Source organism: Streptomyces sp. NPDC040410 (assembly GCF_055595715.1).
Genome location: NZ_JBVIVK010000004.1, coordinates 375,944 through 399,910, shown reverse-complemented (window position 1 = coordinate 399,910; position 23,967 = coordinate 375,944). Strand labels below are relative to the sequence as shown.

General features: G+C 69.2%; 24 protein-coding genes. 20 read left to right on the top strand and 4 right to left on the bottom strand.

Annotated features, from left to right (window positions below; translation table 11 throughout):
* The first annotated feature begins 65 nt into the window (after positions 1 to 65).
* The gene (locus ACZ562_RS11840) at positions 66 to 1,652 is read left to right on the top strand and encodes an ABC transporter substrate-binding protein (RefSeq protein ID WP_471176659.1); all 1,587 of its coding nucleotides are present in this window, start codon (positions 66 to 68) and stop codon (positions 1,650 to 1,652) included.
* Between the two features lie 88 nt (positions 1,653 to 1,740).
* On the opposite strand, the gene ACZ562_RS11835 is transcribed toward ACZ562_RS11840, so the two are convergent.
* Both ACZ562_RS11835 and ACZ562_RS11830 read right to left on the bottom strand, forming a co-directional pair.
* Positions 1,741 to 2,412 carry a response regulator gene (locus ACZ562_RS11835; RefSeq protein ID WP_030179609.1) on the bottom strand — a complete coding sequence of 224 codons (672 nt, stop codon included), beginning with the start codon at positions 2,410 to 2,412 and terminating at the stop codon, positions 1,741 to 1,743.
* A 68-nt stretch (positions 2,413 to 2,480) separates the two neighbouring features.
* On the bottom strand, positions 2,481 to 3,437 hold the full coding sequence (locus tag ACZ562_RS11830) for a RecB family exonuclease (RefSeq protein ID WP_471176655.1): 957 nt from the start codon (positions 3,435 to 3,437) through the stop codon (positions 2,481 to 2,483).
* Between the two features lie 176 nt (positions 3,438 to 3,613).
* On the opposite strand from ACZ562_RS11830, the gene ACZ562_RS11825 reads away from it, so the two are divergent.
* The 3 genes from ACZ562_RS11825 (at position 3,614) to ACZ562_RS11815 (ending at position 7,129) form a co-directional block, all read left to right on the top strand.
* Positions 3,614 to 5,332, top strand: coding sequence for a site-2 protease family protein (locus tag ACZ562_RS11825; protein WP_471176652.1), 1,719 nt, complete (start codon positions 3,614 to 3,616; stop codon positions 5,330 to 5,332).
* Positions 5,333 to 5,405: 73 nt separating this feature from the next.
* Positions 5,406 to 6,311 (top strand): tRNA (adenine-N1)-methyltransferase, encoded by a 906-nt coding sequence (locus tag ACZ562_RS11820; RefSeq protein ID WP_471176649.1) that lies wholly within the window; start codon positions 5,406 to 5,408, stop codon positions 6,309 to 6,311.
* Positions 6,312 to 6,550: 239 nt separating this feature from the next.
* The gene (locus tag ACZ562_RS11815; protein ID WP_471176647.1) at positions 6,551 to 7,129 is read left to right on the top strand and encodes a hypothetical protein; all 579 of its coding nucleotides are present in this window, start codon (positions 6,551 to 6,553) and stop codon (positions 7,127 to 7,129) included.
* 57 nt (positions 7,130 to 7,186) lie between these two features.
* Here the strand turns inward: ACZ562_RS11815 and ACZ562_RS11810 are convergent, their stop codons facing one another.
* Positions 7,187 to 7,489: a ferredoxin gene (locus ACZ562_RS11810; RefSeq protein ID WP_471176644.1), complete on the bottom strand. Its 303-nt coding sequence runs from the start codon at positions 7,487 to 7,489 to the stop codon at positions 7,187 to 7,189.
* A 469-nt stretch (positions 7,490 to 7,958) separates the two neighbouring features.
* Between ACZ562_RS11810 and arc the strand changes: the two genes are divergently transcribed.
* The 6 genes from arc (at position 7,959) to prcA (ending at position 14,103) form a co-directional block, all read left to right on the top strand.
* Positions 7,959 to 9,725: a proteasome ATPase gene (gene arc / locus ACZ562_RS11805; protein ID WP_471176642.1), complete on the top strand. Its 1,767-nt coding sequence runs from the start codon at positions 7,959 to 7,961 to the stop codon at positions 9,723 to 9,725.
* A gap of 234 nt (positions 9,726 to 9,959) precedes the next feature.
* Positions 9,960 to 11,471, top strand: coding sequence for a depupylase/deamidase Dop (gene dop / locus ACZ562_RS11800; protein WP_471176639.1), 1,512 nt, complete (start codon positions 9,960 to 9,962; stop codon positions 11,469 to 11,471).
* Between the two features lie 155 nt (positions 11,472 to 11,626).
* Positions 11,627 to 11,842, top strand: a complete 216-nt coding sequence (locus ACZ562_RS11795) for a ubiquitin-like protein Pup (protein ID WP_006379817.1) — start codon at positions 11,627 to 11,629, stop codon at positions 11,840 to 11,842.
* Positions 11,843 to 12,008: 166 nt separating this feature from the next.
* On the top strand, positions 12,009 to 12,497 hold the full coding sequence (locus ACZ562_RS11790) for an endonuclease VII domain-containing protein (protein WP_471176635.1): 489 nt from the start codon (positions 12,009 to 12,011) through the stop codon (positions 12,495 to 12,497).
* Positions 12,449 to 13,294: a proteasome subunit beta gene (gene prcB, locus ACZ562_RS11785; protein ID WP_471176633.1), complete on the top strand. Its 846-nt coding sequence runs from the start codon at positions 12,449 to 12,451 to the stop codon at positions 13,292 to 13,294. Before ACZ562_RS11790 ends, prcB begins: the two co-directional genes overlap by 49 nt.
* A gap of 62 nt (positions 13,295 to 13,356) precedes the next feature.
* Positions 13,357 to 14,103, top strand: coding sequence for a proteasome subunit alpha (gene prcA / locus ACZ562_RS11780; protein ID WP_471176631.1), 747 nt, complete (start codon positions 13,357 to 13,359; stop codon positions 14,101 to 14,103).
* A 54-nt stretch (positions 14,104 to 14,157) separates the two neighbouring features.
* Here prcA and ACZ562_RS11775 read toward each other — a convergent pair whose 3' ends face one another.
* Positions 14,158 to 15,174: a LacI family DNA-binding transcriptional regulator gene (locus tag ACZ562_RS11775; RefSeq protein WP_471176628.1), complete on the bottom strand. Its 1,017-nt coding sequence runs from the start codon at positions 15,172 to 15,174 to the stop codon at positions 14,158 to 14,160.
* 119 nt (positions 15,175 to 15,293) lie between these two features.
* On the opposite strand from ACZ562_RS11775, the gene ACZ562_RS11770 reads away from it, so the two are divergent.
* From ACZ562_RS11770 to tatC, 10 genes are all read left to right on the top strand, one after another.
* Entirely contained in the window at positions 15,294 to 16,553 is a 1,260-nt protein-coding gene (locus ACZ562_RS11770) for an MFS transporter (protein WP_471176626.1), read from the top strand.
* 9 nt (positions 16,554 to 16,562) lie between these two features.
* The gene (pafA, locus tag ACZ562_RS11765) at positions 16,563 to 17,924 is read left to right on the top strand and encodes a Pup--protein ligase (protein WP_471176623.1); all 1,362 of its coding nucleotides are present in this window, start codon (positions 16,563 to 16,565) and stop codon (positions 17,922 to 17,924) included.
* 163 nt (positions 17,925 to 18,087) lie between these two features.
* Positions 18,088 to 19,098 (top strand): FKBP-type peptidyl-prolyl cis-trans isomerase, encoded by a 1,011-nt coding sequence (locus tag ACZ562_RS11760; protein WP_471176621.1) that lies wholly within the window; start codon positions 18,088 to 18,090, stop codon positions 19,096 to 19,098.
* Between the two features lie 58 nt (positions 19,099 to 19,156).
* Positions 19,157 to 19,528 carry an FKBP-type peptidyl-prolyl cis-trans isomerase gene (locus ACZ562_RS11755; protein ID WP_471176618.1) on the top strand — a complete coding sequence of 124 codons (372 nt, stop codon included), beginning with the start codon at positions 19,157 to 19,159 and terminating at the stop codon, positions 19,526 to 19,528.
* Positions 19,529 to 19,718: 190 nt separating this feature from the next.
* Positions 19,719 to 20,672 carry a helix-turn-helix transcriptional regulator gene (locus ACZ562_RS11750; RefSeq protein ID WP_471176616.1) on the top strand — a complete coding sequence of 318 codons (954 nt, stop codon included), beginning with the start codon at positions 19,719 to 19,721 and terminating at the stop codon, positions 20,670 to 20,672.
* Positions 20,673 to 20,687: 15 nt separating this feature from the next.
* On the top strand, positions 20,688 to 21,677 hold the full coding sequence (locus ACZ562_RS11745) for a helix-turn-helix transcriptional regulator (RefSeq protein ID WP_471176613.1): 990 nt from the start codon (positions 20,688 to 20,690) through the stop codon (positions 21,675 to 21,677).
* Positions 21,678 to 21,775: 98 nt separating this feature from the next.
* Entirely contained in the window at positions 21,776 to 22,069 is a 294-nt protein-coding gene (locus ACZ562_RS11740) for a hypothetical protein (protein ID WP_471176611.1), read from the top strand.
* A 20-nt stretch (positions 22,070 to 22,089) separates the two neighbouring features.
* On the top strand, positions 22,090 to 22,284 hold the full coding sequence (locus ACZ562_RS11735) for a hypothetical protein (RefSeq protein WP_471176609.1): 195 nt from the start codon (positions 22,090 to 22,092) through the stop codon (positions 22,282 to 22,284).
* A 262-nt stretch (positions 22,285 to 22,546) separates the two neighbouring features.
* Positions 22,547 to 22,837 (top strand): Sec-independent protein translocase subunit TatA, encoded by a 291-nt coding sequence (gene tatA, locus ACZ562_RS11730; protein ID WP_217239753.1) that lies wholly within the window; start codon positions 22,547 to 22,549, stop codon positions 22,835 to 22,837.
* Positions 22,838 to 22,884: 47 nt separating this feature from the next.
* Positions 22,885 to 23,832: a twin-arginine translocase subunit TatC gene (tatC, locus tag ACZ562_RS11725; RefSeq protein WP_471176605.1), complete on the top strand. Its 948-nt coding sequence runs from the start codon at positions 22,885 to 22,887 to the stop codon at positions 23,830 to 23,832.
* Positions 23,833 to 23,967: the final 135 nt, after the last annotated feature.

Below are 23,967 nucleotides of genomic sequence, written 5' to 3'. Positions count from 1 at the left end.
CGCCGTACCCGGGGCCAGAACCAAGGGCCCCGGGATCTCGAAAAACGACGACAAGGCACCTGCAAGTGAACATGCGCAACCAGTGGCCGGTCCTGCCGATCGTGGCAGGGCTGGCCTCCGGCCTGTTGACCGGCTGCGGAACGGGGACGGGCGACTCGGGGAGCGGCGGCTCCTCCGTGGTCATGGGGATGTCCGAGGACATCCTCGCAACCGACCCCGCGTCAGGCTACGACCCCGGTTCCTGGCTGTTGTTCAACAACGTCTTCCAGTCGCTGCTCAGCTTCCCCAAGGGAGGCACCGAGCCGCAGCCGGAGGTCGCCGAGGAGTGTTCCTTCACGGACTCGCAGACCCGGGTCTACAAGTGCACGCTGAAGGACGGCCTCAAGTTCAGCAACGGTGACGAGCTCACCTCCGAAGACGTCAAGTTCTCCTTCGACCGTATGCTGAAGATCAACGACGACGCGGGCCCCGCGATCATTTTCGCCATGCTCGACCAGGTCGAGACGCCGGACGAGAAGACGGTCGTCTTCAAGCTCGACACGCCCGACGCCACCTTCCCCAGCAAGATCGCTTCCGCCGCCGGCTCCATCGTCGACCACAGGCAGTACGACGCCGACGGCCTGCGCACGGACGGTGAGGCCGTCGGCTCCGGCCCCTACAAGCTGGATTCGTTCAGCGAGGACGAGGCCGTCTTCTCGGTCAACGAGCACTACCGGGGTCCCGCCAAGGCGCGGAACCCCGGTGTGACAGTCAAGTTGTTCCAAGGCGACCAGAACGCCCTCAAGAAGGCCCTCCAGGACGACGAGATCGACATCGCCTACCGCGGTCTGTCCGCGGGCGACATCGCGGACATCGAGAACGCCGACACCGGTTCCGGCTCGGGCGCCGCGGTCGTCGAGGGCAGCAGCGCCGAGGTTCAGCACCTGGTCTTCAACATGGACGACCCGGTGGCCGGAAAGCTCGGCGTCCGCAAGGCCATCGCCCACCTGCTCGACCGCGACGCCCTCATCAAGAACGTCTACGACGGCACGGCCACCCCGCTGTACTCGATCATCCCGGCCGGCATCTCCGGCCACAACACCGCCTTCTTCGACGTCTACGGCGCCCGCCCCTCCAAGGCCAAGGCGGCAGCCGCACTGCGGGCCGACGGCATCACCGGCAAGGTCAAGCTGACCCTCTGGTCGACCCCCTCCCGTTACGGCCCCGCCACCGACGACGAGCTGAAGGCGATCGCCGGCCAGCTCAACGCCAGCGGCCTCTTCGACGCCGACGTGAAGTCCGTCGACTTCGAGCAGTACGAGAAGGACATCGCAGACGGCAAGTACGGCGTCTACGTCAAGGGCTGGGTGCCCGACTACCCGGACGCCGACAACTTCACGGCCCCCTTCTTCGGCAAGGGCAACGTGCTGAGCAACAACTACGCCAACGCCACGATCACCGGCACGCTCATCCCGCGTACCGCCGCCCAGAGCGACCGCTCCGCCACGGACGCCGACTTCGGCAGGCTCCAGGACGTCGTCGCCGAGGAACTCCCCGTCCTCCCCGTCTGGCAGGCAAAGCAGTACGCGGTAGCCCGCGAGGGCGTCTACGGCCTGGAGTACTGCCTGGACCCCTCGACCGTGTTCCGGTTCTGGGAACTCAGCAGGGACTGAGCGGCGGCCGTACCGACGGCCCTGCACACACCGAGGGCGTCCCCTGTCTCGCAGGGGACGCCCTCGGTGCCGTGAAACGTCAGACGTCCTACTGGGCGCCCGGGCGCACCAGACCGCTCTCGTACGCGTACACCGCGGCCTGCACCCGGTCCCGCAGCCCCAGCTTGGTCAGGACGTGACCGACATGCGTCTTCACCGTGGTCTCACTGACGAAGAGATCAGCGGCGATCTCCGCATTGGACAGGCCGCGCGCCACCAGCTTCAGCACCTCCACCTCCCGCTCGGTGAGTGTGTGCAGGGTGTCGGGCACCGGCTCGTCGCCGGACGGCAGATGCGTGGCGTACTTGTCGAGCAGCCGGCGCGTGATGCTCGGTGCGAGCATCGCCTCGCCCGCGGCCACCACCCGGATCGCCTGGACCAGCTCGTTGGCCGGCGCGTCCTTCAGGAGGAACCCGCTCGCGCCGGCCCGCAGCGCCTCCACCACGTACTCGTCGAGATCGAACGTGGTCAGCACCAGCACCTTGGCCGGACCGTCCCGCCCGGGCCCCGTGATCTGCCGCGTCGCCTCCACCCCGTCCATCCGCGGCATACGGATGTCCATCAGAACCACATCAGGCTGCAGGGCCCGCACCTGGTCGAGAGCCTGAAGGCCGTCTCCGGCCTCGCCCACGACCGCGATGTCCTGCTCCGCCTCCAGAATCATCCGGAAGCCGGTACGCAGCAGCGGCTGGTCGTCGACCAGTAGGACGCGGATGGCCACGTAAGTCTCCTTCGCTAGTCCGGCCCCATTCTGCCCTGCGCCTGTTCATCGGCCGTCCCTGGGGCGCCTCACGTGCTCCCGGACTCGCCTGCCCTGACCGCCAGCGGGTAGGGCGGGGGAGTGCCCCCGAACTCCGGGCAGTGCGCCTGGTGGTCGCACCAGCCGCACAGCTTGGTGGGACGGGGCCGCCACTCACCCGTCTCGGTCGCCAGCCGGATCGCGTCCCACAGCGCGAGCAGCTTGCGCTCGACGCGCTCCAGGTCGGCGAGGACCGGGTCGTAGGTCAGGACGTCACCGCTGCCGAGATAGACGAGCTGCAGCCGGCGCGGAACGATGTTCTTCAGCCGCCAGACCACCAGTGCGTAGAACTTCATCTGGAACAGCGCACCCTCGGCGTACTCCGGCCGCGGCGCCTTGCCGGTCTTGTAGTCGACGATCCGCACCTCACCGGTCGGCGCCACGTCCACCCGGTCGATGATCCCGCGCAGCCGCAGCCCCGATTCCAGCTCGGTCTCGACGAACAGCTCCCGCTCGGCGGGCTCGAGCCGGGTCGGATCCTCCAGCGCGAACCAGCGCTCGACGAGCCGCTCCGCCTCACCGAGCCAGCGCGCCAGCCGCTCGCCCTCCGGATCGTCGGCGAACAGCTCGACCACCTCCGGACGGGTCTCCCGGAGCCGGTCCCACTGGCCGGGGATGAGCGACTTGGCTCGGGGCGCGGTCCGCTCGGCGGCCGGGGCGTCGAACAGGCGCTCCAGGACCGCGTGGACCAGGGTGCCGCGGGTCGCCGCTTCGCTCGGCTTCTGGGGCAGCCGGTCGATCACCCGGAACCGGTACAGCAACGGACACTGCATGAAGTCACTGGCACGCGAGGGCGACAGCGACGCCGGCGGTATGGCGACGCACGCGGGGTCGGCGGTCGTCGCCGTACCCGCCGCCCCCGCACCGGCTGTCGGTGCCGGGTCCGCCGCCGTCGGCGTGGTACCGCTGCTGTGGGCCTCCGCGACGCCCTCCGCGCTCGTCTCCATGACCCCAGACCATACGGCCCGCCACTGACAGTGACCCATTCGGTGGCGGAGAGCCGGGACGAGGACGCGCGCACACGTGGGGTGCCGGGGCGGAACGCACGGCGACGGCCGCATACCATCGACCGGAGACCCTCCCGCCGGGCAGGCGCGGGAGAAGCTTCGAACGAGGGGACACCGTGGACGAGAGCGGCGGGAGCGGGCAGCCGCGGTCCGGCACCGACGAGTCGGCCGAACACCACGCAGGGCCGCCTGCGACCCCGGCCCCCGGCCCCACACGCCCCGACCCGACCCCGCACGACACCGCCACCACGGACGCCACCGGCCCGGACGCCACCAACGGGGACGCCACCGCCCCGGACCAGACCGCTTCGGACAACCGTACGGGGGACAACGCCGCGGCCGACCACGGCGCCGGCAACACGGTGGAGCACGGCACGACCGGCCACGGTGCTCCGGACGACGGACCCACGGACGGCGGACCGACGGACGGCGGACCGACGGACAACGAGGCCGCCGAACACAACACCACGGACCACCAGGACACGGACCACCAGGACACGGACCACCAGGACACGGACCACCGCCCCGATGGTCCGACCCCGGCCCGACCCTTCATCGAAACCGGTACCAACACCAGCACCGACACCGAGGGCGCCGGCCACCCCACCCCCCACACCACCCACGACCGCTCCCTAGCCCACTCCGGAGCGGCCAAGGGCACCCCGCCCCCACGGCCGTCCCGGGACCCCCGCGGCGGGCTGCTCATGGGGCGGCCCTTCGGCGTGCCCGTGTACGTCGCCCCCAGCTGGTTCCTCGTCGCCGCCCTGATCACCTGGGTGTTCGGCGGCCAGCTCGACCGGGTGCTGCCCGAACTCGGCGCCGCCCGCTACCTCGTCTCCCTCTTCTTCGCGGTCGCCTTCTACGCCTCCGTCCTCGTCCACGAACTGGCCCACACGGTCGCCGCCCTCCGCTTCAAACTCCCGGTCCGCCGCATCCAGCTCCAGTTCTTCGGCGGCGTCTCCGAGATCGAGAAGGAAGCCGAGACGCCCGGCCGCGAGTTCGTGCTCGCCTTCGTCGGCCCGCTGCTCTCGCTGCTCCTCGCCGGCCTCTTCTACCTCGCCGTACAGGGCGTCGAGCCGGGCACCGTCCCCGGCGTGCTGCTGGCCGGTCTGATGATCTCCAACCTCATCGTCGCCGCGTTCAACCTCCTGCCCGGCCTGCCCCTCGACGGCGGCCGCATGCTCCGCGCGGTCGTATGGAAGATCACCGGCAGGCCGATGAGCGGCACGATCGCCGCCGCCTGGGTCGGCCGCGCCCTCGCCGTCGCCGTCCTGATCGGCCTGCCGCTGCTCACCCAGTCCGGCGCGCTCGGGTCCAACGCCGAGGACAACGTCGGCATGGACACCGTCATGGACGCCCTGCTGGCCGCGATCCTCGCCGCGATCATCTGGACCGGCGCCGGCAACAGCCTGCGCATGGCCCGCCTGCGCGAACACCTCCCCGAACTGCGCGCCCGCAACCTCACCCGCCGCGCTGTCCCCGTCGAGACGGACACGCCGCTCTCCGAGGCCCTGCGCCGCGCCAACGCCGCCGGCGCCCGCGCCCTGGTCGTCGTCGACGCCGACGGCCGCCCCCGCTCCCTCGTCCGCGAAGCGGCCATCGTCGGCGTACCCGAACACCGCCGGCCCTGGGTCGCCGTCAGCGGCCTCGCCCAGGAACTCACGGACGGTATGCGCGTCTCGGCGGAACTGGCCGGAGAGGACCTCCTCGACGCCCTGCGCGCCACCCCCGCCACCGAGTACCTGGTCGTCGAGGAGACCGGCGAGATCTACGGCGTCCTGTCCGCCGCGGACGTCGAGCGCGCGTTCGTAAAGGCGATGGCCCGCCCCTCCTAGACACCCGCCCTTCCCCGGGCGCCCGCCCCTCCCCGTGGTCGGCCGTCCGGGGAAACGCCGGTAGGCTGTTCACATGTCCGAACCGACCGGTGCCGCCCGCCGTCGCGGGCCCTTCAAGGTCGGGGACCAGGTACAGCTGACCGACCCCAAGGGCCGCCACTACACGTTCACGCTCGAAGCAGGGAAGAACTTCCACACCCACAAGGGTTCCTTCCCGCACGACGAGCTGATCGGCGCACCCGAGGGCAGCGTCGTCCGCACCACCGGGAACGTCGCCTACCTCGCGCTGCGCCCCCTGCTCCCCGACTACGTCCTGTCCATGCCCCGCGGGGCAGCCGTCGTCTACCCCAAGGACGCGGGGCAGATCCTCGCCTTCGCCGACATCTTCCCCGGCGCACGCGTCGTGGAGGCCGGCGTCGGCTCCGGCTCGCTCAGCAGCTTCCTGCTGCGCGCCATCGGCGACCAGGGCATGCTGCACAGCTACGAGCGCCGCGAGGACTTCGCCGAGATCGCCCAGCAGAACGTGGAGCGCTACTTCGGCGGCCCGCACCCCGCCTGGCAGCTCACCGTCGGCGACCTCCAGGACAACCTGTCCGACAGCGACGTGGACCGCGTCATCCTGGACATGCTCGCCCCCTGGGAGTGCCTGGAGGCCGTCTCCAAGGCACTTGTCCCCGGCGGCATCCTCTGCTGCTACGTCGCCACCACCACCCAGCTCGCCCGGACCGTCGAGTCCATCCGGGAGATCGGCTGCTTCAACGAGCCGACCGCCTGGGAGACGATGATCCGCAACTGGCACATCGAGGGCCTCGCCGTCCGGCCCGACCACCGCATGATCGGCCACACCGGCTTCCTGCTGACCGCCCGCCGCCTCGCCGACGGAGTCGAGCCGCCCATGCGCCGCCGCCGCCCCGCCAAGGGCGCCTACGGCGAGGACTACGCCGGCCCCAACGCCGACGGAGGCACCGCCGGCCGCTGAGCCGCGGCCTGTGCCGCAGTCAACGTGAAGGCGCTGTGGCCGAGTTCCCGGAACCACCGGGGAACTCGGCCACAGCGCCTTTCTCTTGACACGGCGCCACTGTCCCGCTGCCGTCGCGGCACCACCGACCTGTGGCTCCCGCACCACAAGTCGCGACCCCACCGTTCCCTCGTCCTGTGACGTGTGGCACCATGCTGGCCACCCCCACCGGCACAGCCCTCACAGGAGACACTCCTCTAGTGCAGCAATCCGCCGTACCGGAACTGGCACACACGCACACCCGTCCGATCCACTGGGTCGCCACCGCCGCCGCTGTCGCAGGTGTCGTGGCCCTGTCCCCGTTCCTGCAACCCGGTCAGGCCACGGCGGCCCAGGCGGCCGGCACCGGGACGAAGACCGCCCCCGCGGCGGTCGCACCCCCCGATCCGACCGGCGTCGCCTTCCCGGTCGAGTGCGGGCCGGTGAAGGCCGTCGTGCAGAAGAAGGCCTCGGGAGACCTCGACGGTGACGGCGTACCGGAGACGGTGGTCGTGGTGCACTGCGACGCGCCGATGGGCACCCCGCCCGACGGTGTCTACGTCCTCACCCGCGCCTCGGACACCGCCAAGCCCCGCGTCGTCGCCACCCTGGTCGACCCGAAGGACCGCCTCACCGTCAGTGAGTTCACAGTCCGTGACGGGGCTGTCCTCGCCACCATGCTCGGCTACTCGACGGCCGACGTGCCCAGTTGCTGCCCGGACGTGACGGACCACGCGAAGTGGCAGTGGAAGAACGGTGCGTTCCTCCGCTCGACACCCGCAGGAGCACACAGCGTCTGACCCGGGCCAACCGAGCAGTGAGAAATCAGACAGTAGCAACAGGCCGTATTCAGACCATCACTCCGCGTCAGGACCGTAGACCTCGACCCTGTCCGACACCCGGCGGACATGGATGCAGTCGCCCGGACACTCCTTCGCGGAGTCGGCCACATCCTTCAGAAGCGGCAGCGGCACGGGTGTTGTCGCACCCCTGTCCTGCAGCAACTCGTCGTCCGCGCTCTTCACATAGGCCAGACCGTCGATGTCCAGCTCGAACACCTCGGGCGCGTACTGGGCGCAGATGCCGTCGCCGGTACAGAGATCCTGGTCGATCCAGACCTCCAGTGCCCCACCGGCCCCGGCCTCCTGCTGCACGCTCATGTCTCCTGCCGTTTCCTGCGCCGGGCCCGACCACGGAAGTAAGTCGGCCCTGCTCTGACGGGTGTTGAACGCCTCGACCCTACCTCCGGCCACCAGCCGTCACACCCGTCGCCCACCCGGACACCGAGCGTCACCGGATCGGGTTCCCGGGCCCGCCACGCCCGGCCTCGGCAGCCGGCCCGGAACCCGCCGCCGACCGCGCCGCCGCCGGACGCCAGGACGCATGCCTTCCCAGGTCGTACCACTCCCAAGCGCCGCAACTCCGCCCAGTCGCGGAGGGGTTTGACCACTCCGGCCTGGAACAGGCCGCTTCTGAATCGCGTTGAGTGGGTATCCACACGGCGTGAGGAAGGGCACAGGGTGTGGCTGACGACACACCTTGACAGTCTTTGTGATCTAGGGGTTTCAATCGAGACCCACCCAGGTAGGGTCTGGAAGCGTCCAGCTCCCCTTGGAGGAGGTGAGGACCGTGGCAGCCCACGACGACGACATGAACCGCGGCATCCGCCCGGGACGAGGGTCCGACGACCCGGCCGGGCAGATTGCCTACCTTGAGCAGGAGATCGCCGTCCTGCGACGCAAGCTCGCCGACTCTCCGCGACACACGAGGATTCTCGAGGAGCGGATCGTCGAGCTGCAGACCAACCTGGCCGGCGTGTCCGCCCAGAACGAGCGACTCGCCAACACGCTCCGTGAGGCCCGCGACCAGATCGTGGCCCTCAAGGAGGAAGTCGACCGGCTCGCACAGCCCCCGGCCGGCTTCGGTGTCTTCCTCACGGCGAACGAGGACGGCACGGCCGACATCTTCACCGGGGGCCGCAAGCTCCGGGTGAACGTCAGCCCCAGCGTGGAGCTCGACGAGCTCAGGCGCGGCCAGGAAGTAATGCTCAACGAAGCGCTCAATGTGGTCGAGGCCATGGAGTACGAGCGCGTCGGGGACATCGTCACCCTCAAGGAAATCCTCGAGGACGGCGAGCGCGCCCTGGTGCTCGGGCACACCGACGAGGAACGGGTGGTGCGGCTCGCCGAGCCGCTGCTGGACGTCACCATCCGCCCCGGCGACGCACTCCTGCTCGAACCCCGCTCCGGCTACGTCTACGAGGTCGTGCCCAAGAGCGAGGTCGAGGAACTCGTCCTCGAAGAAGTACCCGACATCGGCTACGAACAGATCGGCGGCCTCGGCGGGCAGATCGAGGCCATCCGCGACGCGGTCGAGCTCCCTTACCTCTACCCCGACCTGTTCAAGGAGCACGAACTGCGACCGCCCAAGGGCGTCCTGCTGTACGGGCCCCCCGGATGCGGCAAGACACTCATCGCCAAGGCCGTCGCCAACTCACTGGCCAAAAAGGTCGCCGAAGTCACCGGCCAGGCCGCCGGCAAGAGCTTCTTCCTCAACATCAAGGGCCCCGAGCTCCTCAACAAGTACGTCGGCGAGACCGAGCGGCAGATCCGCCTCGTCTTCCAGCGTGCCCGCGAGAAGGCCAGCGAGGGCACACCCGTCATCGTCTTCTTCGACGAGATGGAATCCCTCTTCCGCACCCGCGGCTCAGGCGTCAGCTCGGACGTGGAGAACACCATCGTCCCCCAGCTGCTCGCCGAGATCGACGGCGTGGAAGGCCTGCAGAACGTGGTCGTCATCGGCGCCTCCAACCGCGAGGACATGATCGACCCCGCCATCCTGCGCCCCGGCCGCCTCGATGTGAAGATCAAGATCGAGCGTCCCGACGCCGAAGCCGCCAAGGACATCTTCGGCAAGTACCTCACCGAACGCCTCCCGCTGCACGCCGACGACCTCGGCGAACACAGCGGCAGCAAGGCCACCACGGTCCAGAGCATGATCCAGACCGCAGTGGAACACATGTACGCAGAATCCGAGGAGAACCGCTTCCTGGAAGTCACCTACGCCAACGGCGACAAGGAAGTCCTCTACTTCAAGGACTTCAACTCCGGCGCCATGATCGAAAACATCGTCGGCCGCGCCAAGAAAATGGCGATCAAGGACTTCCTCGAACACAACCAGAAGGGCCTCCGCGTCTCCCACCTCCTCCAGGCCTGCGTGGACGAGTTCAAGGAGAACGAGGACCTGCCCAACACCACAAACCCGGACGACTGGGCCCGAATCTCCGGAAAGAAGGGCGAACGGATCGTTTACATCCGTACCCTTATCACCGGAAAGCAGGGCGCGGACACCGGCCGCTCCATCGACACGGTGGCGAACACCGGACAGTACCTGTAAAAGCCAGGGCGGCTGCGGGTGCCCTCACCGGGTACCCGCAGCCGACTGTTTTTCAGGCCACGGCTCGAGCAAGGCAATGACGCAAATGATCTCCCCACCAGCGCAAAGGCGTTCTAGGCTCTTCCGTACCGCCGAGTCGCGCAGTGCGGGGACGGGCACCGCACACGCACCGGAGCGCCAGCGGTACTTGAGCGGCGTCCCCGACCGAGGACACCGCCGGGCAAGGAGGGCCGCATGACCGTACGGCGAGTAATGGGCATCGAGACGGAGTACGGGATCTCCGTCCCCGGTCACCCCAACGCCAATGCCATGCTCACCTCGTCCCAGATCGTCAACGCCTACGCGGCGGCGATGCACCGGGCCCGCCGGGCCCGCTGGGACTTCGAGGAGGAGAATCCGCTGCGCGACGCGCGAGGCTTCGACCTCGCCCGCGAAGCCGCCGACGCCAGCCAGCTCACCGACGAGGACATCGGCCTGGCCAACGTCATCCTCACCAACGGCGCACGGCTCTACGTCGACCACGCACACCCCGAATACAGCGCCCCCGAGGTCACCAACCCCCGCGACGCCGTCCTCTGGGACAAAGCCGGCGAACGCATCATGGCCGAAGCCGCCGAACGCGCCGCCCAGCTCCCCGGCGCCCAGCCGATCCACCTCTACAAGAACAACACCGACAACAAAGGCGCCTCCTACGGCACCCACGAGAACTACCTGATGAAGCGGGAAACCCCCTTCTCGGACATCGTGCGCCACCTCACGCCGTTCTTCGTCTCCCGCCAGGTCGTCACCGGAGCCGGCCGCGTCGGCATCGGCCAGGACGGCCACGAACACGGCTTCCAGCTCAGCCAGCGCGCCGACTACTTCGAAGTCGAGGTCGGCCTCGAGACAACGCTCAAGCGCCCCATCATCAACACCCGCGACGAGCCCCACGCCGACGCCGAGAAGTACCGCCGCCTCCACGTGATCATCGGCGACGCCAACCTCTCCGAGATCTCGACCTATCTGAAACTGGGTACGACAGCCCTCGTCCTGTCCATGATCGAAGACGGCTTCATCGCCGTCGACCTGGCCGTCGACCAGCCCGTACGCACCCTCCACCAGGTGTCCCACGACCCGGCGCTCAAGCGCCTCGTCACGCTCCGCAGCGGCCGGACACTCACCGCGGTCCAGCTGCAGATGGAGTACTACGAGCTCTCGCGCAAATACGTGGAGGAGCGCTTCGGCTCCGACGCCGACGAACAGACCAAGGACGTCCTCGCCCGCTGGGAGGACACCCTCAACCGCCTGGAGAACGACCCCATGAGCCTGGCCGGCGAACTGGACTGGGTCGCCAAACGGGAGCTCATGGAAGGCTACCGGCGCCGCGACAGCCTTGACTGGGACGCCGCGAGGCTCCACCTGGTCGACCTCCAGTACGCCGACGTACGGGCCGAGAAAGGCCTCTACAACCGGCTGGTGGCCCGCGGACGCATCAAGCGCCTGCTGGACGAGAACGACGTCGAGAGGGCTCGTACGAAGCCGCCTGAGGACACCCGCGCGTACTTCCGCGGACGCTGCCTCGAGCAGTACGCCGACGACGTCGCCGCGGCGTCCTGGGACTCGGTCATCTTCGACCTGCCGGGCCGGGACTCGCTCCAGCGCGTCCCAACCCTCGAACCGCTTCGCGGAACGCGAAATCACGTCAAGGAGCTCCTGGACCGCTGCCGCACGGCGGAAGACCTGGTCAGGGTGCTGTCGGGCGGCTGAGCGGGCACCCGCGCCGGGCAGCCGGACAGGGTGGAAAACCCGGCTGAAGGGAATCATCGATATGGCCCCCGTACGTTGTAGGAACTGCGGGGCCGATGTCGGACCCTGCTTGTAGGGTCTGATCAAGAACGTCGAACCGAGCGGGGTGAGGGGTTATGGCGACCAAGGACACCGGCGGCGGACAGCAGAAGGCGACGCGCTCCACGGAGGAGGTCGAGGAAGCGCCCGAGGCACAGGTATCGGAAGACCTCAAGGAGCGCCAGGAGAAGCTGAGCGACGACGTGGACTCCGTCCTCGATGAAATCGATGATGTACTCGAGGAAAACGCCGAGGATTTCGTGCGAAGCTTCGTGCAAAAGGGTGGCGAGTAAAGGCGAATCGGCCACGTGACCTTTGAAGTGAAGGTTTCGGGGGATTTGGTTGGTGGACGAACCGAACGCCAAGGGGTGCACGGGCTGCAGCCGGAGCTTGCCTCCCGCTGCGTTCGCGCGGGACAGGAATCGTCCTGACGGCCTCCAGGTGCGATGCCGGGAGTGCGTGGCGGAATACAGCGCCGCGCACTACCGGAGGCGCCGCGAGGCCATGAGGATGTCGGTGCGGGAGAAGGTCGATGTTCCGGCAGGGCACAAGCTCTGCCGGACATGTGGTGAGGTGAAGCCGCACAGCGAGTGGCATCGCAATGCCACCGCCTTGGACGGCCTGTCGACGCGCTGCAAGGCATGCCGCTCCGTCCAAGGGCGGCAGGGCCACCTGAAGCGTCAGTACGGCATCACCGAAGCCGAACGCGACGAGTTGATCGCCTCCCAAGGGGGCGTCTGCTGCATATGTTTGTCCGCTCCGGCGGCACATGTGGATCACTGCCACAAGACGGGTAGTGTCCGAGGCGTACTGTGCTTCAGCTGCAATGCCGCACTGGGGCAGTTCAAGGATCGGCCCGATGCCATAAGGCGGGCTGCTGCTTACGTGGAAGGAATCGCGTGGAAGCCAACACTCGTAGCACCGGGCGTCTACCGGCTGCCTTCCTGACGCCCGGGTCGTCGTCCTTCATGGACTTCCTGTCCGAGCATCAGCCGGAGATGCTGCCCGGCAACCGGCAGCTCCCGCCCACCCAGGGCGTGATCGAGGCGCCGCACGGCACCACGATCGTGGCCGTCACGTTCCCCGGCGGCGTGGTGCTCGCCGGTGACCGTCGGGCCACCATGGGCAACGTCATCGCGCAGCGCGACATCGAGAAGGTGTTCCCGGCCGACGAGTACTCGGCGGTGGGTATCGCCGGCACCGCCGGCCTGGCCGTCGAGATGGTCAAGCTGTTCCAGCTGGAGCTGGAGCACTTCGAGAAGGTCGAGGGTGCGCAGCTCTCTCTGGAGGGCAAGGCGAACCGCCTGTCGACCATGATCCGTTCCAACCTCGGCATGGCCATGCAGGGCCTGGCCGTGGTGCCGCTCTTCGCGGGGTTCGATGTGGACCGCGGGAAGGGCCGTATCTTCTCCTACGACGTCACCGGCGGCCGTTCCGAGGAGCACCACTTCGCCGCCACCGGTTCCGGCTCGATCTTCGCGCGCGGGGCCATGAAGAAGCTCTTCCGTGACGACCTGGCCGAGGACGAGGCCACGACCCTGGTGGTGCAGGCCCTGTATGACGCGGCTGACGACGACTCGGCGACCGGTGGTCCCGATGTCGCCCGCCGGATCTACCCGATCGTCACCGTGATCACCGAGGACGGCTTCCGCAGGCTGACCGACGAGGAGTCCTCCGGGATCGCCCGCTCGATCCTGGAGCGGCGTCTGGAGCAGCCTGACGGCCCGCGGGCCGCGCTGCTGTAGCCGGCGGCTGCGGTTCTTTTCAAGGTGATCCTGTGACTTCGACAGAAAGGGACGGATAACCGGTGTCGACGCCGTTCTATGTTTCACCCCAGCAGGCCATGGCCGACCGGGCGGAGTACGCCCGTAAGGGCATCGCCCGTGGCCGCAGTCTGGTCGTGCTGCAGTACGCCGACGGCATCGTCTTCGTCGGCGAGAACCCGTCCCGTGCGCTGCACAAGTTCAGTGAGATCTATGACCGGATCGGCTTCGCGGCCGCCGGCAAGTACAACGAGTACGAGAATCTGCGCATCGGCGGTGTCCGCTACGCCGATCTGCGGGGTTACACCTACGACCGTGACGACGTCACGGCCCGCGGTCTTGCGAACGTCTACGCCCAGACGCTGGGCACGATCTTCTCCAGTGCGGCCGAGAAGCCGTACGAGGTGGAGCTGGTCGTCGCCGAGGTGGGGGAGACGCCGGAGGGTGACCAGATCTACCGGTTGCCGCACGACGGGTCGATCGTGGACGAGCACGGCTCGGTCGCGGTGGGTGGCAACGCGGAGCAGATCAGCAGTTATCTGGATCAGCGGCACCAGGACGGCATGAGCCTCGCCGAGGCGCTGAAGCTGGCCGTCCAGGCGCTCTCGCGGGACACGAACGGCACGGAGCGGGAGATTCCCGCCGAGCGTCTGGAGGTGGCGGTCCTGGACCGTACGCGTCCGCAGTCGCGCAAGTTCAAGCGCATTGTCGGCCGTCAGCTCTCCCGGCTGCTGGAGAGCGACGGGGCGTCCACCGAGGCCGAGAGTGCCGAGGAACCCGACGACGAGTAGCCCGCCCGGCTCCTGATGTGCCCCGGCCGGTGCCACGGCCGGGGCACAGGTGCGTCAGGAGGCGCTGGGTGGCGCTGTGGAGCCCCGTACGACGAGCTGGACGGGGATGTCTCCCGCCTGGGGCGTACGGCCGTCCAGGACGGCCAGGAGGGCCTGCATGCCGCGTTCGCCGAACAGCTCGGCGTCCAGTCGCACGGTGGTCAGTTCCGGGTCGATGGCGGTGGCGAGGGCGAGGTCGTCGAGGCCGGTGACGGAGATGTCGTCGGGGACGCGCAGGCCGAGGCGCCGGACGGCCTTGTAGGCGCCGGCCGCGAGCTGGTCGTCGTCGCAGACCAGGGCGGTGGGGTGGGGGCCGGGGCCGGCGAGAGCCGTTTCGGCGGCGGTGCGGGCGCCGTCGATGGAGATGGGTGCGCGGACCGTGCGGACGGTGGTGCCGGGGACGGTGGCGGTGCGGGCGGCGAGTTCGCGGGCGCGTACGTCGAAGGTCCAGGAGGGTACGTCGGCCGCGAGGTGCAGGAAGCGGCGGTGTCCCAGGTTGAGCAGGTGTTCGGCGGCCTGGCGGACGCCGTCCGCGATGTCGAGGTTGACGGTGGCGGCGCCGAGGCTGCCTGCGGGATCGCTGTCGAGCATGACGAGGGGCAGCTGGTCGCCGCGGATCGCGTCGAGTGCGTCGGCGGCCATGGAGGAGGCGATGACCCCGTCGAGGGCGGCCTGGGCGGAGGCGAAGGGGTCTCTGGCGGGTCCGATGCCTTCGGGGGAGGGGTAGAGGAGGACGCCGAAGCCGTGTTCGGCGGCGACTCTGGCCGCGCCCGTGTAGACGCCGGCGAAGAACTCGGTCGTGAGTGCGGGGACGACGAGCAGGACGGTGCGGGTGTGGCCGAGGCGGAGGTTGCGGGCGGCGAGGTTGGGGCGGTAGTCGAGCTGTCGTGCGGCTTCGCGGACCCGTTCGGCCGTGGTCTGGGAGACGCGGCCGCGCCATTTGTCGCCGAGGACCAGGGATACGGCGGCCTGGGAGACGCCGGCGGCCTGGGCGACGTCACGGCTCGTGGGGCGGGTGCTGCCTCGTGCCACCGTGGGCCTGCTCTTTCGTCTGGACTGGTGAACAGCGCACATGGTACGTATGACAGAGGCAGTTATACGTAAAACCTCGTGCGCCACGGCAGGCGTCACGGGTTCGGGAAGGGCGGGACATGGCCGCGGGATACCTGGAGATCCTCAGGGCGAGGCACGCCGCCCGGCTGCTGGTGGGCACGCTGGTGGGCCGGCTGCCGAACGCCACCGCCGCGATCGCCATCGTGCTGTTCGTCCGTGCGGAGGGCGGCACGTACAGCCTGGCGGGCGGTCTGGCGGCCGTCTACGGGGTCGCCAACGCCGTCGGGCAGCCGGTGCTGGGACGGCTGGTGGACCTGCACGGGCAGCCGCGTGTCCAGTTGCCCGCCGCGGTCCTGTCGGCCCTTGCGATGGCCGCCTTCGCGTTCACCGGCACCGATCCGCTGCCGCTCGCCCACGCCGCCGTGGCGGCCGCCGGGCTCTTCACGCCGCCCCTGGAGGGCGGCCTGCGCGCGCTGTGGCCGGCTGTGCTCCACAAGGAGGACCGGGTGCACACGGCGTACGCCATGGACGCCGTGGCCCAGGAAGTCATGTTCACCGTCGGGCCGTTGCTGGTGACACTGTGCGTGTCCCTGTGGTCGGCGCAGGCCGCGCTGCTGGTCCTGAACCTCGTCGGGGTTCTCGGTGCGCTGTCCGTGGCGGTGTCGGCGCCTTCGCGCGCGTGGCGTTCGTCGCCGCGTGAGGCGCACTGGCTCGGCGCACTGCGCTCTACCGGACTGCTCGCCCTGTTGGGTGCGTTCCTTTTCGTCGGGATCGCGCTCGGTTCCATCACGGTGGCCTCGGTTCCCTACGCGGACGACCACGGCGGTGACGCGGTGTACGGCTGGCTGATGGCGGCCGTGGGTCTTGGGGCGCTGATCGGCGGCGTGTTCTACGGGGCGCGGCGGTGGGCGGGCGAGCCGGCGGGGCGACTGCAGGTCCTGGTGGCGCTTCTGGCGGTGTGTTACCTGCCGCTGATGCTGATGCCGGGAGCGGTCGCCATGACACTGCTGGCGGTCCTCGCGGGGGTGTTCCTGGCGCCTGCGATCGCGTGTGCTTTCGTCCTGGTCGACCGGCACGCGCCGAGGGGGACGGTCACCGAGGCGTTCTCGTGGCTCGTGACGACGTTCACCGTGGGGGCGTCGGTCGGAACGGGCCTGGCGGGGCCCGTCGTAGAGGCGGGTGGGGCCTTGTGGGGCTTTGCCGTGCCGGGTGCGGCGGGGGGTGTGTCGCTGCTGGTTCTGGTGGCCACGGGACGGGTCCTTGCAGCTCCCGCCGGGCGGGCGGTGGTTGCGGCTTCATCGGAAAATGATCCAAACCGTGCCGTCGAACCCCGTTTCAGCTCAGGGGATCGGGCGTAATGTTCAGTCATGGACCGCCGCATTTTCGGGCTGGAGAACGAGTACGGCGTCACGTGCACGTTCAGGGGACAGCGCCGCCTGTCGCCTGACGAGGTGGCGCGGTACCTCTTCCGCCGTGTCGTGTCATGGGGCCGCAGCAGCAATGTCTTTCTGCGAAACGGGGCCCGGCTCTATCTCGACGTGGGCTCACATCCGGAATACGCGACACCCGAATGTGACAACGTGATCGAACTGGTCACCCACGACAAGGCCGGCGAACGTATTCTGGAAGGACTCCTGGTAGACGCCGAACGACGCCTGCACGAGGAAGGAATCGCGGGCGACGTCTACCTCTTCAAGAACAACACCGACTCGGCGGGAAACTCCTACGGATGCCACGAGAACTATCTGGTGGCCCGTCACGGGGAGTTCTCCCGGCTGGCTGACATCCTCATTCCGTTCCTCGTCACGCGGCAGCTGCTGTGTGGTGCGGGCAAGGTGCTGCAGACGCCGCGCGGAGCGGTGTACTGCGTAAGTCAGCGGGCCGAGCACATCTGGGAGGGCGTCTCCTCGGCGACGACCCGCTCCCGGCCGATCATCAACACGCGTGACGAGCCGCACGCGGACGCCGAGCGCTATCGGCGCCTGCATGTCATCGTGGGCGACTCGAACATGTCCGAGACGACCATGCTGCTCAAGGTCGGCGCCACCGACCTGGTGCTGCGCATGATCGAGGCGGGCACGGTGATGCGGGACCTCACCCTGGAGAACCCGATCCGGGCGATCCGCGAGGTCAGCCACGACATCACGGGCCGGCGCAAGGTGCGTCTGGCCAGCGGTCGTGAGGCGTCCGCGCTGGAGGTGCAGCGCGAGTACTTCGAGAAGGCCGTGGACTTCTGCGAGCGCCGGGGTGTCCGCACCGGTACGGTCGAGCAGGTCCTGGAGCTGTGGGGCCGCACGCTGGACGCGATCGAGGCCGAGGATCTCGACCGGATCGGCACCGAGATCGACTGGGTGATGAAGTACAAGCTCATCGAGCGGTACCGGGCCAAGCACAACATGACCATGTCCCACCCGCGGGTCGCGCAGATAGACCTCGCTTATCACGACATTCACCGTCGTCGTGGTCTGTACTACCTCCTGGAAAAGAAGGGTCAAGCCGCCCGGATCTGCAATGATTTGAAGATCTTCGAGGGCAAGTCCGTTCCGCCGCAGACCACTCGGGCCAGGCTGCGCGGCGACTTCATCCGGCGGGCCCAGGAACAGCGCCGGGACTTCACGGTCGACTGGGTGCATCTCAAGCTCAACGACCAGGCTCAGCGCACGGTGTTGTGCAAGGACCCCTTCCGTTCCGTGGACGACCGGGTGGAGAAGCTGATCGCCGGAATGTGAGCCATGCGTTCGGGAGATTCTCCCCCACTCTCGACTTCGCTCGAGCGGGGGGACCCCCACGGAACGCAACACGGGCGCCGTACGTTTACCGTACGGCGCCCGTCTCACGCCGTAGAGTTGCGCGCACGCCATCATCAAGATCGACCGATACGAGGCTCCTATCGTGCGCCGACGCTCACTTCTGATCGCCGTACCCGCAGGACTGGTCACGCTCGCCGGGTGCGGTGACGACAAGTCCGACTCGAGCAAGGCCAGCGACAGTGCCTCGCCCTCGGCCTCGGCGCCGTCCGCCGCCCCGCCGCCGAAGATCGTCGACGGTCCGGTGCCGGCGATCACCGCGGGGAAGGAGTTCGGCGCGAAGCCGACGGTGGCCAAGGGCAGCGGCGATCCGTCGAAGGACCTCGCGGTGAAGACGGTGATCGCGGGCAGCGGTCAGACGGTGGCGGAGAACGACTTCGTCCAGGCCCACTACCTGGGCCAGATCTGGAACACGGGGAAGGTCTTCGACAACTCCTACGACAGCAAGAAGCCGCTGCTCATCCAGCTCGCCCAGGGTGGTGTCATCGACGGCTGGCGGTACGGCCTGGCGGGCAGGAAGGTGGGCAGCCGTGTCGAGATGGCGATTCCGCCCACCTGGGGCTATGGCACGGAGGGCAACTCCCAGGCGGGCATCAAGGGCACCGACACGCTCGTCTTCGTGATCGACATCCAGAACACGTTCAACGCCAAGAGCTCCGTCAAGGGCGAGGTGGTCGCCCAGGACGACACCTCCCTGCCCAAGGTCGGCACCAACACCGACGGCAAGGCGCCCTCGGTCGAGATCCCCGACGCCGACGCGCCGACGAAGCTGGTGTCGGCCTATGTCCTGGAGGGCGACGGCCCGGTGGTCAAGGCGGACCAGGCGGTTCTGGTGCAGTTCAAGGGCGTGGTCTGGGAGAGCGGCAAGGAGTTCGAGTCGACGTACACCCGCAAGCAGCTCAGCTCGTTCTCGCTCACGCAGATGGCCCAGCTCGTCAAGGGTCTGGCGCAGGGTTTGACGGGCAAGAAGGTGGGCAGCCGGGTGCTGCTGGTCATGCCTCCGAAGCTGGGGTACGGGGACAATCCGCCGACGGGCGGTGTCGTCACGAAGGACTCCACGCTGGTGTTCTCCCTCGACATCCTGGCCGCGATGTGACGCGCCGGAGGTGTAAGACTGTCCGCGTTGCCTTTCGTACACAAGCAGGAGCCAACACGTGAGCATCGACAAGCCCGAGATCGACTTCCCGGGCGGCGAGCCCCCGGCGGACCTCGAGATCAAGGACATCTGGCAGGGTGAGGGCGCCGAAGCGGCCGCGGGCCAGACCGTCACCGTCCACTACGTGGGTGTTGCCTTCAGCACCGGCGAGGAGTTCGACGCCAGCTGGAACCGGGGCACACCGTTCCGCTTCCCGCTGGGTGCGGGCCGGGTCATCAAGGGCTGGGACCTCGGCGTGCAGGGCATGAAGGTCGGCGGCCGGCGCCAGCTGACCATTCCGGCCCACCTCGCCTACGGCAACCAGAGCCCGACCCCGGCGATCAAGCCCGGTGAGACGCTGATCTTCGTGGTCGACCTCCTCGGGGTCTGATCCGCCGTACGGGAGTCATGAGCGCTCCCGTCCGGTCCGGCCGCCGCCGTACGGCCCGCGTACGGAATACGACCGGACCCGATCACCCGGGGCCCATGCCTGCACGGGCATGGGCCCTCGGCTTTTGCCACGCCGCCGCGGAACGGTACGGTCGTCGATCGTAAGCACCATAGGGAGGCGAAGCGCGTCGATGGCCATTGCCAAGGCCGAGCGGCTGATGAACCTGGCGCTGTGTCTGCTCGGGACGCGGCGGCCGCTCACCAAGCGCGAGCTGCGTGAGTTGATCGAGGCCTACCTGGAGGCCGGGTCGGACGACTCCTTCAACCGGATGTTCGAGCGCGACAAGGACGACCTGCGCGAGCTCGGTCTCGTGATCGAGACCGTCGAGAACCTCGACGGAGAGGTCGGATACCTGGCCCGCCGCGACAGCAACCGCCTCCCGCCCATCACCCTCGACGCCGAGGAGGCCGCCGCGCTGGGGCTGGCCGCCAAGGTGTGGCAGCAGGCCCGCCTCGCGGGCGCCGCCAGCGGCGCGCTGCAGAAGCTGCGTGCCGCGGGGCTGCCCGAGGACGTCGACCCGTACGAGGCCCATGGCGCCCTGGAGCCGCGCATCCCCGTGCACGAGACGGCCTTCGAGCCGTTGATGCTGGCCTGCCGCGACCGCAGGCCGGTCGTCTTCGACTACCGCAAGGCCTCCGCCGCCCGCCCCGAGCCCCGGCACGTGGAGCCGTGGGCCCTGGAGTGCTGGCGCGGCCACTGGTATCTGGCCGGCTGGGACCGCGACCGCGGGGCCGAGCGGGTCTTCCGACTGTCCCGGATCACCGGGAAGGTGCGCTCGCGCGGCGCGCGGTTCACCGCCCCGGTCCCCGACGTGGTCACCGTGCGCGAGACCGTCGCGAGCTGGGCGGGGGAGACCGCGGACCGCTCCGCGCTGATCCGGCTGCGCTCGGACGCGGGCTACCCCCTGCGGGCGAAGGCCACCTCGATGCGGGAACTCGGTGACGGCTGGGACGAGTTGGAGATTCCGTACGGGCACGGCCTGGACGCCTGGCTGGTGGAGTTCGGGCCGGACGTGGTGGTTGTGGGGCCGGCCGAGCTGCGGGCCGACGTGGTGGACCGGCTGCGTGCCGTGGCCAAGGGCTGAGGGGGACGTAAGAAAGTGGTGGGAAAACCGGCCAGACCGGCGAACGCCATCGACCAGACCCGGCGGATGCTCTCCCTCGTGACGTATCTGAGGGAGCGTCCCGGGGCCCGGGTCGAGGACGTCGCCCGCGCCTTCGGGATCACCGAGGACGAGCTGGTCTCCGACCTCGACGTGCTGCCCATGTGCGGCACCAGCTTCCGCGGCGGCGACCTGCTCGACATCGACACCGACGGCGAGCGCATCTGGTGGCACAACCCCGCTGCCCTCGGGGCAGAAGCAGCGGAGCCCCTCCGGCTCGCCGCCGACGAGGCGACCGCGCTGCTGGTGGCCGCCCGCGCGGTGTCCACCCTGCCCGGCCTGCGCGAGAGCGACCGGCAGGCGCTGCTGCGGGCCACCGCCAAGGTGGAGGCCGCGGCCGGCGAGGCGGCGGGTGCCAGCTCCCGGCTGTCGGTGACCTTCGAGGCCGAGGGCGGTGTCTTCGCGGACGTCGACCGGGCCATCTCCGAGCGGCGCCGCCTGTGGATCCGCTACTACTCGCCCGCCCGTGACGAGGTCACCGAGCGCGAGATCGACCCGATCAGGCTGGTCAGCGTGGGGCACACGTATGTGGAGGCCTGGTGCCGGCGTTCCGAGGCGCGCCGCACCTTCCGGCTCGACCGGGTCGCCGAGATCAGGATCCTCGACGAGCCGTCGGCGCCGCCCGAGATCGAGCTGCGCGACCTGTCTCAGGCGCTGGTGCAGCCCGCGGCCGAGGATCCCGAGGTCGTCGTCGAGGTCGGGCCGGGCGGCCGATGGGTCGCCGAGTACTACCCGCACGACAGTGCGGACGAGCTTCCGGACGGCGGACTGCGTATCACCTTGCGGACCCCCGATCCGACGTCACTGCGGCGGCTGGCGCTGCGGCTCGGGCGCGACGGCCGGATCGTCTCGCCGCGCGGCCTCGCCGACAGCGCCCGCGAGGCGGCCCGCGAGGCGCTGGCGGCGTACGACGGGCTCGAGACGTAGGGCGCTCACGCGGCACCCGCGGTGGACGACGGACACCGCGGCAGGCGCGAGTGAGGCGCGCCCCGGAGGCGAACCACCTGAAGAGAAGGGCTGAGGCTTTGAGCGAGTCGTCGACGTCTGGGGTGCGGGGAATGACGGTGGCGGCCGCGTTCGCCGGGATGAAGGGCGTCGCCCCGGTGGTGTTCCGGGCCGGATGCCCGGACTGCCGGGGCAGCTTCGAGCTCGCCGCGAGCGCCCTGCGCCTGGTGATCGGCGCCACGACCCGCACCACCTTCTACTCCTTCACCTGCCCGGACTGCGGCGCGGCCGTCCGCAAGCCGGCCGGCGAGCGGATCGTCGAGCTGCTGACCGGGGGCGGGGTCAGCACCCTGCGGCTGCACTCCACGCTGTAGGACGGTCTAGGCTCGGCACCATGTTCTGGCCGATGTTCGCGGTAGCTGTGGGTTTTCTGGGTCTCGCCGTTCTCGGTGTGCTCGCCGTGCGGGTCTTCCTTGAGGCCCAGCGCCTCGGCAGGCAGGTCACGGACTCCGCGCGCCGCATCAGCCGGGCGGCCGAGGACCTGGAGCGGGCGGCCGTGAGCACGGCCCGTGCTGTGGACTCACTGTGAGTGGTGCCGTGCGGTGCACGTGAGTGCCGCGTCGCATGCGTTTTGGGCCACTTCGACCTGTCAACCGGACCGCCCGGACGGGTACGCTGCTGGTCGCGGCCCGGAGAACGAGGCCCGGACCGCGGACCGGGAGTACGCGCGGGGATTGCCACTCGTTCATCCCTGAGCGTTACGATCGCTGACATGACGATCGATCGGACATGTGTCCGACCGGTCGGACGGCATCCCGACTCCAGCTGCCTCGGTGAGAAGGTAAAGACTTATGTTCGGAAGGCTCGGCGCTCCCGAGATCATTCTCATCCTCGTCGTCATCATCCTGCTGTTCGGCGCGAAGAAGCTTCCGGACATGGCGCGTTCGCTCGGCAAGTCCGCCCGCATCCTCAAGAGCGAGGCGAAGGCGATGAAGTCCGAAGGCCAGGACAACGCGTCCGCTCCGGCGGCCCCGCCGCACGACGACCAGCAGCCCCCGGCCCAGCGCACCATCCAGGCGGCCCCCGGTGACGTGACCAGCTCCCGCCCGGTCACCGAGCCGACGGACACGACCAAGCGCTGACGCAGGGCCGGTGACCTCCGGCCCGCTGCACGAGATGGGAACGTGGGTTGCTGAAGTCTGCCCGCAAGAAGGAGAAGGATCCCGAGGGGCGGATGCCCCTCGCGGAGCACCTTCGTGAGCTCCGCAACCGGCTCGCGAAGGCGATGCTGGCCATCGTCGTCGTCACCGTCGTCGCCGCCTTCTTCTACAACGACATCATCAACTTCTTCACCAAGCCGATCCTCGACTCGGTCGGCTGTGACCAGACCTTCGAGCAGCTGGCGAAGACGAAGTCCGACGACCCCTGTGCGCAGATCACGATCAACGGTCTGCTCACCCCCTTCACACTTGCGCTGAAGGTCTCCCTGATGGCCGGCGTGGTGCTGGCCTCACCGGTGTGGCTGTACCAGCTGTGGGCCTTCGTCGCGCCCGGTCTGCACCAGCACGAGCGGAAGTACGCGTACGCGTTCGTCGGCACGGGTGTCCCGCTCTTCTTCGGCGGCGCCTACTTCGCCTACCGGGTGCTGCCCACCACGGCGAAGGTACTGCTCGACTTCACGCCGTCCGGTACCTCCAACCTGCTCCCGCTGGACGACCTGCTCGACCTGGTCACGCGCATGGTCCTCGTGTTCGGCCTCTCCTTCGAACTGCCCCTGCTGCTGATCTTCCTCAACCTCACCGGGATGATCACCGGCACGCGCATGCTCGGCTGGTGGCGCGCCATGATCATGGGCATCACCGTGTTCGCGGCCATCGCGACGCCGAGCACCGATCCGCTGACCATGCTGGCGCTCGCCGGACCGATCTGGGTGCTGTACTTCGGCGCGGTCGCCTTCGCACTGCTCAACGACCGGCGCAGGCGCATCCGCGAGGCCGGGGGACCCGCCGACGACGAGGCCTCCGACCTGGATCTCACCCCCGCGGACATCGGCGAGGTCGAGACGGTCTCCGCCGGCCGGGCACTGCCCGAGCAGGCGAGCACGGACCGGGTCAACGGCTACGACGACGTGACCTGACAAGGGCGGGACGGTTCGGCGCAGCCGGCCGGCTCCGCGTGGCGGGCGGCCGGCTCCTGCGTACGGTCCTGGGCGAGAACGCCGGGCACGCGGACGGGGAGCCCGCCCGGGCCGCTGCCGCCGACCGCCGCCGCA

What these genes read in the sequence shown, in the direction of transcription:
- ACZ562_RS11830 (WP_471176655.1), bottom strand. Translation starts at nt 3,437, where the DNA reads ATGGAGACGAGCGCGGAGGGCGTCGCGGAGGCCCACAGCAGCGGTACC.
- ACZ562_RS11820 (WP_471176649.1), top strand. Translation starts at nt 5,406, where the DNA reads ATGTCCGAACCGACCGGTGCCGCCCGCCGTCGCGGGCCCTTCAAGGTC.
- ACZ562_RS11810 (WP_471176644.1), bottom strand. Translation starts at nt 7,489, where the DNA reads ATGAGCGTGCAGCAGGAGGCCGGGGCCGGTGGGGCACTGGAGGTCTGG.
- dop (WP_471176639.1), top strand. Translation starts at nt 9,960, where the DNA reads ATGACCGTACGGCGAGTAATGGGCATCGAGACGGAGTACGGGATCTCC.
- ACZ562_RS11795 (WP_006379817.1), top strand. Translation starts at nt 11,627, where the DNA reads ATGGCGACCAAGGACACCGGCGGCGGACAGCAGAAGGCGACGCGCTCC.
- ACZ562_RS11770 (WP_471176626.1), top strand. Translation starts at nt 15,294, where the DNA reads ATGGCCGCGGGATACCTGGAGATCCTCAGGGCGAGGCACGCCGCCCGG.
- pafA (WP_471176623.1), top strand. Translation starts at nt 16,563, where the DNA reads ATGGACCGCCGCATTTTCGGGCTGGAGAACGAGTACGGCGTCACGTGC.
- ACZ562_RS11750 (WP_471176616.1), top strand. Translation starts at nt 19,719, where the DNA reads ATGGCCATTGCCAAGGCCGAGCGGCTGATGAACCTGGCGCTGTGTCTG.
- ACZ562_RS11735 (WP_471176609.1), top strand. Translation starts at nt 22,090, where the DNA reads ATGTTCTGGCCGATGTTCGCGGTAGCTGTGGGTTTTCTGGGTCTCGCC.
- tatA (WP_217239753.1), top strand. Translation starts at nt 22,547, where the DNA reads ATGTTCGGAAGGCTCGGCGCTCCCGAGATCATTCTCATCCTCGTCGTC.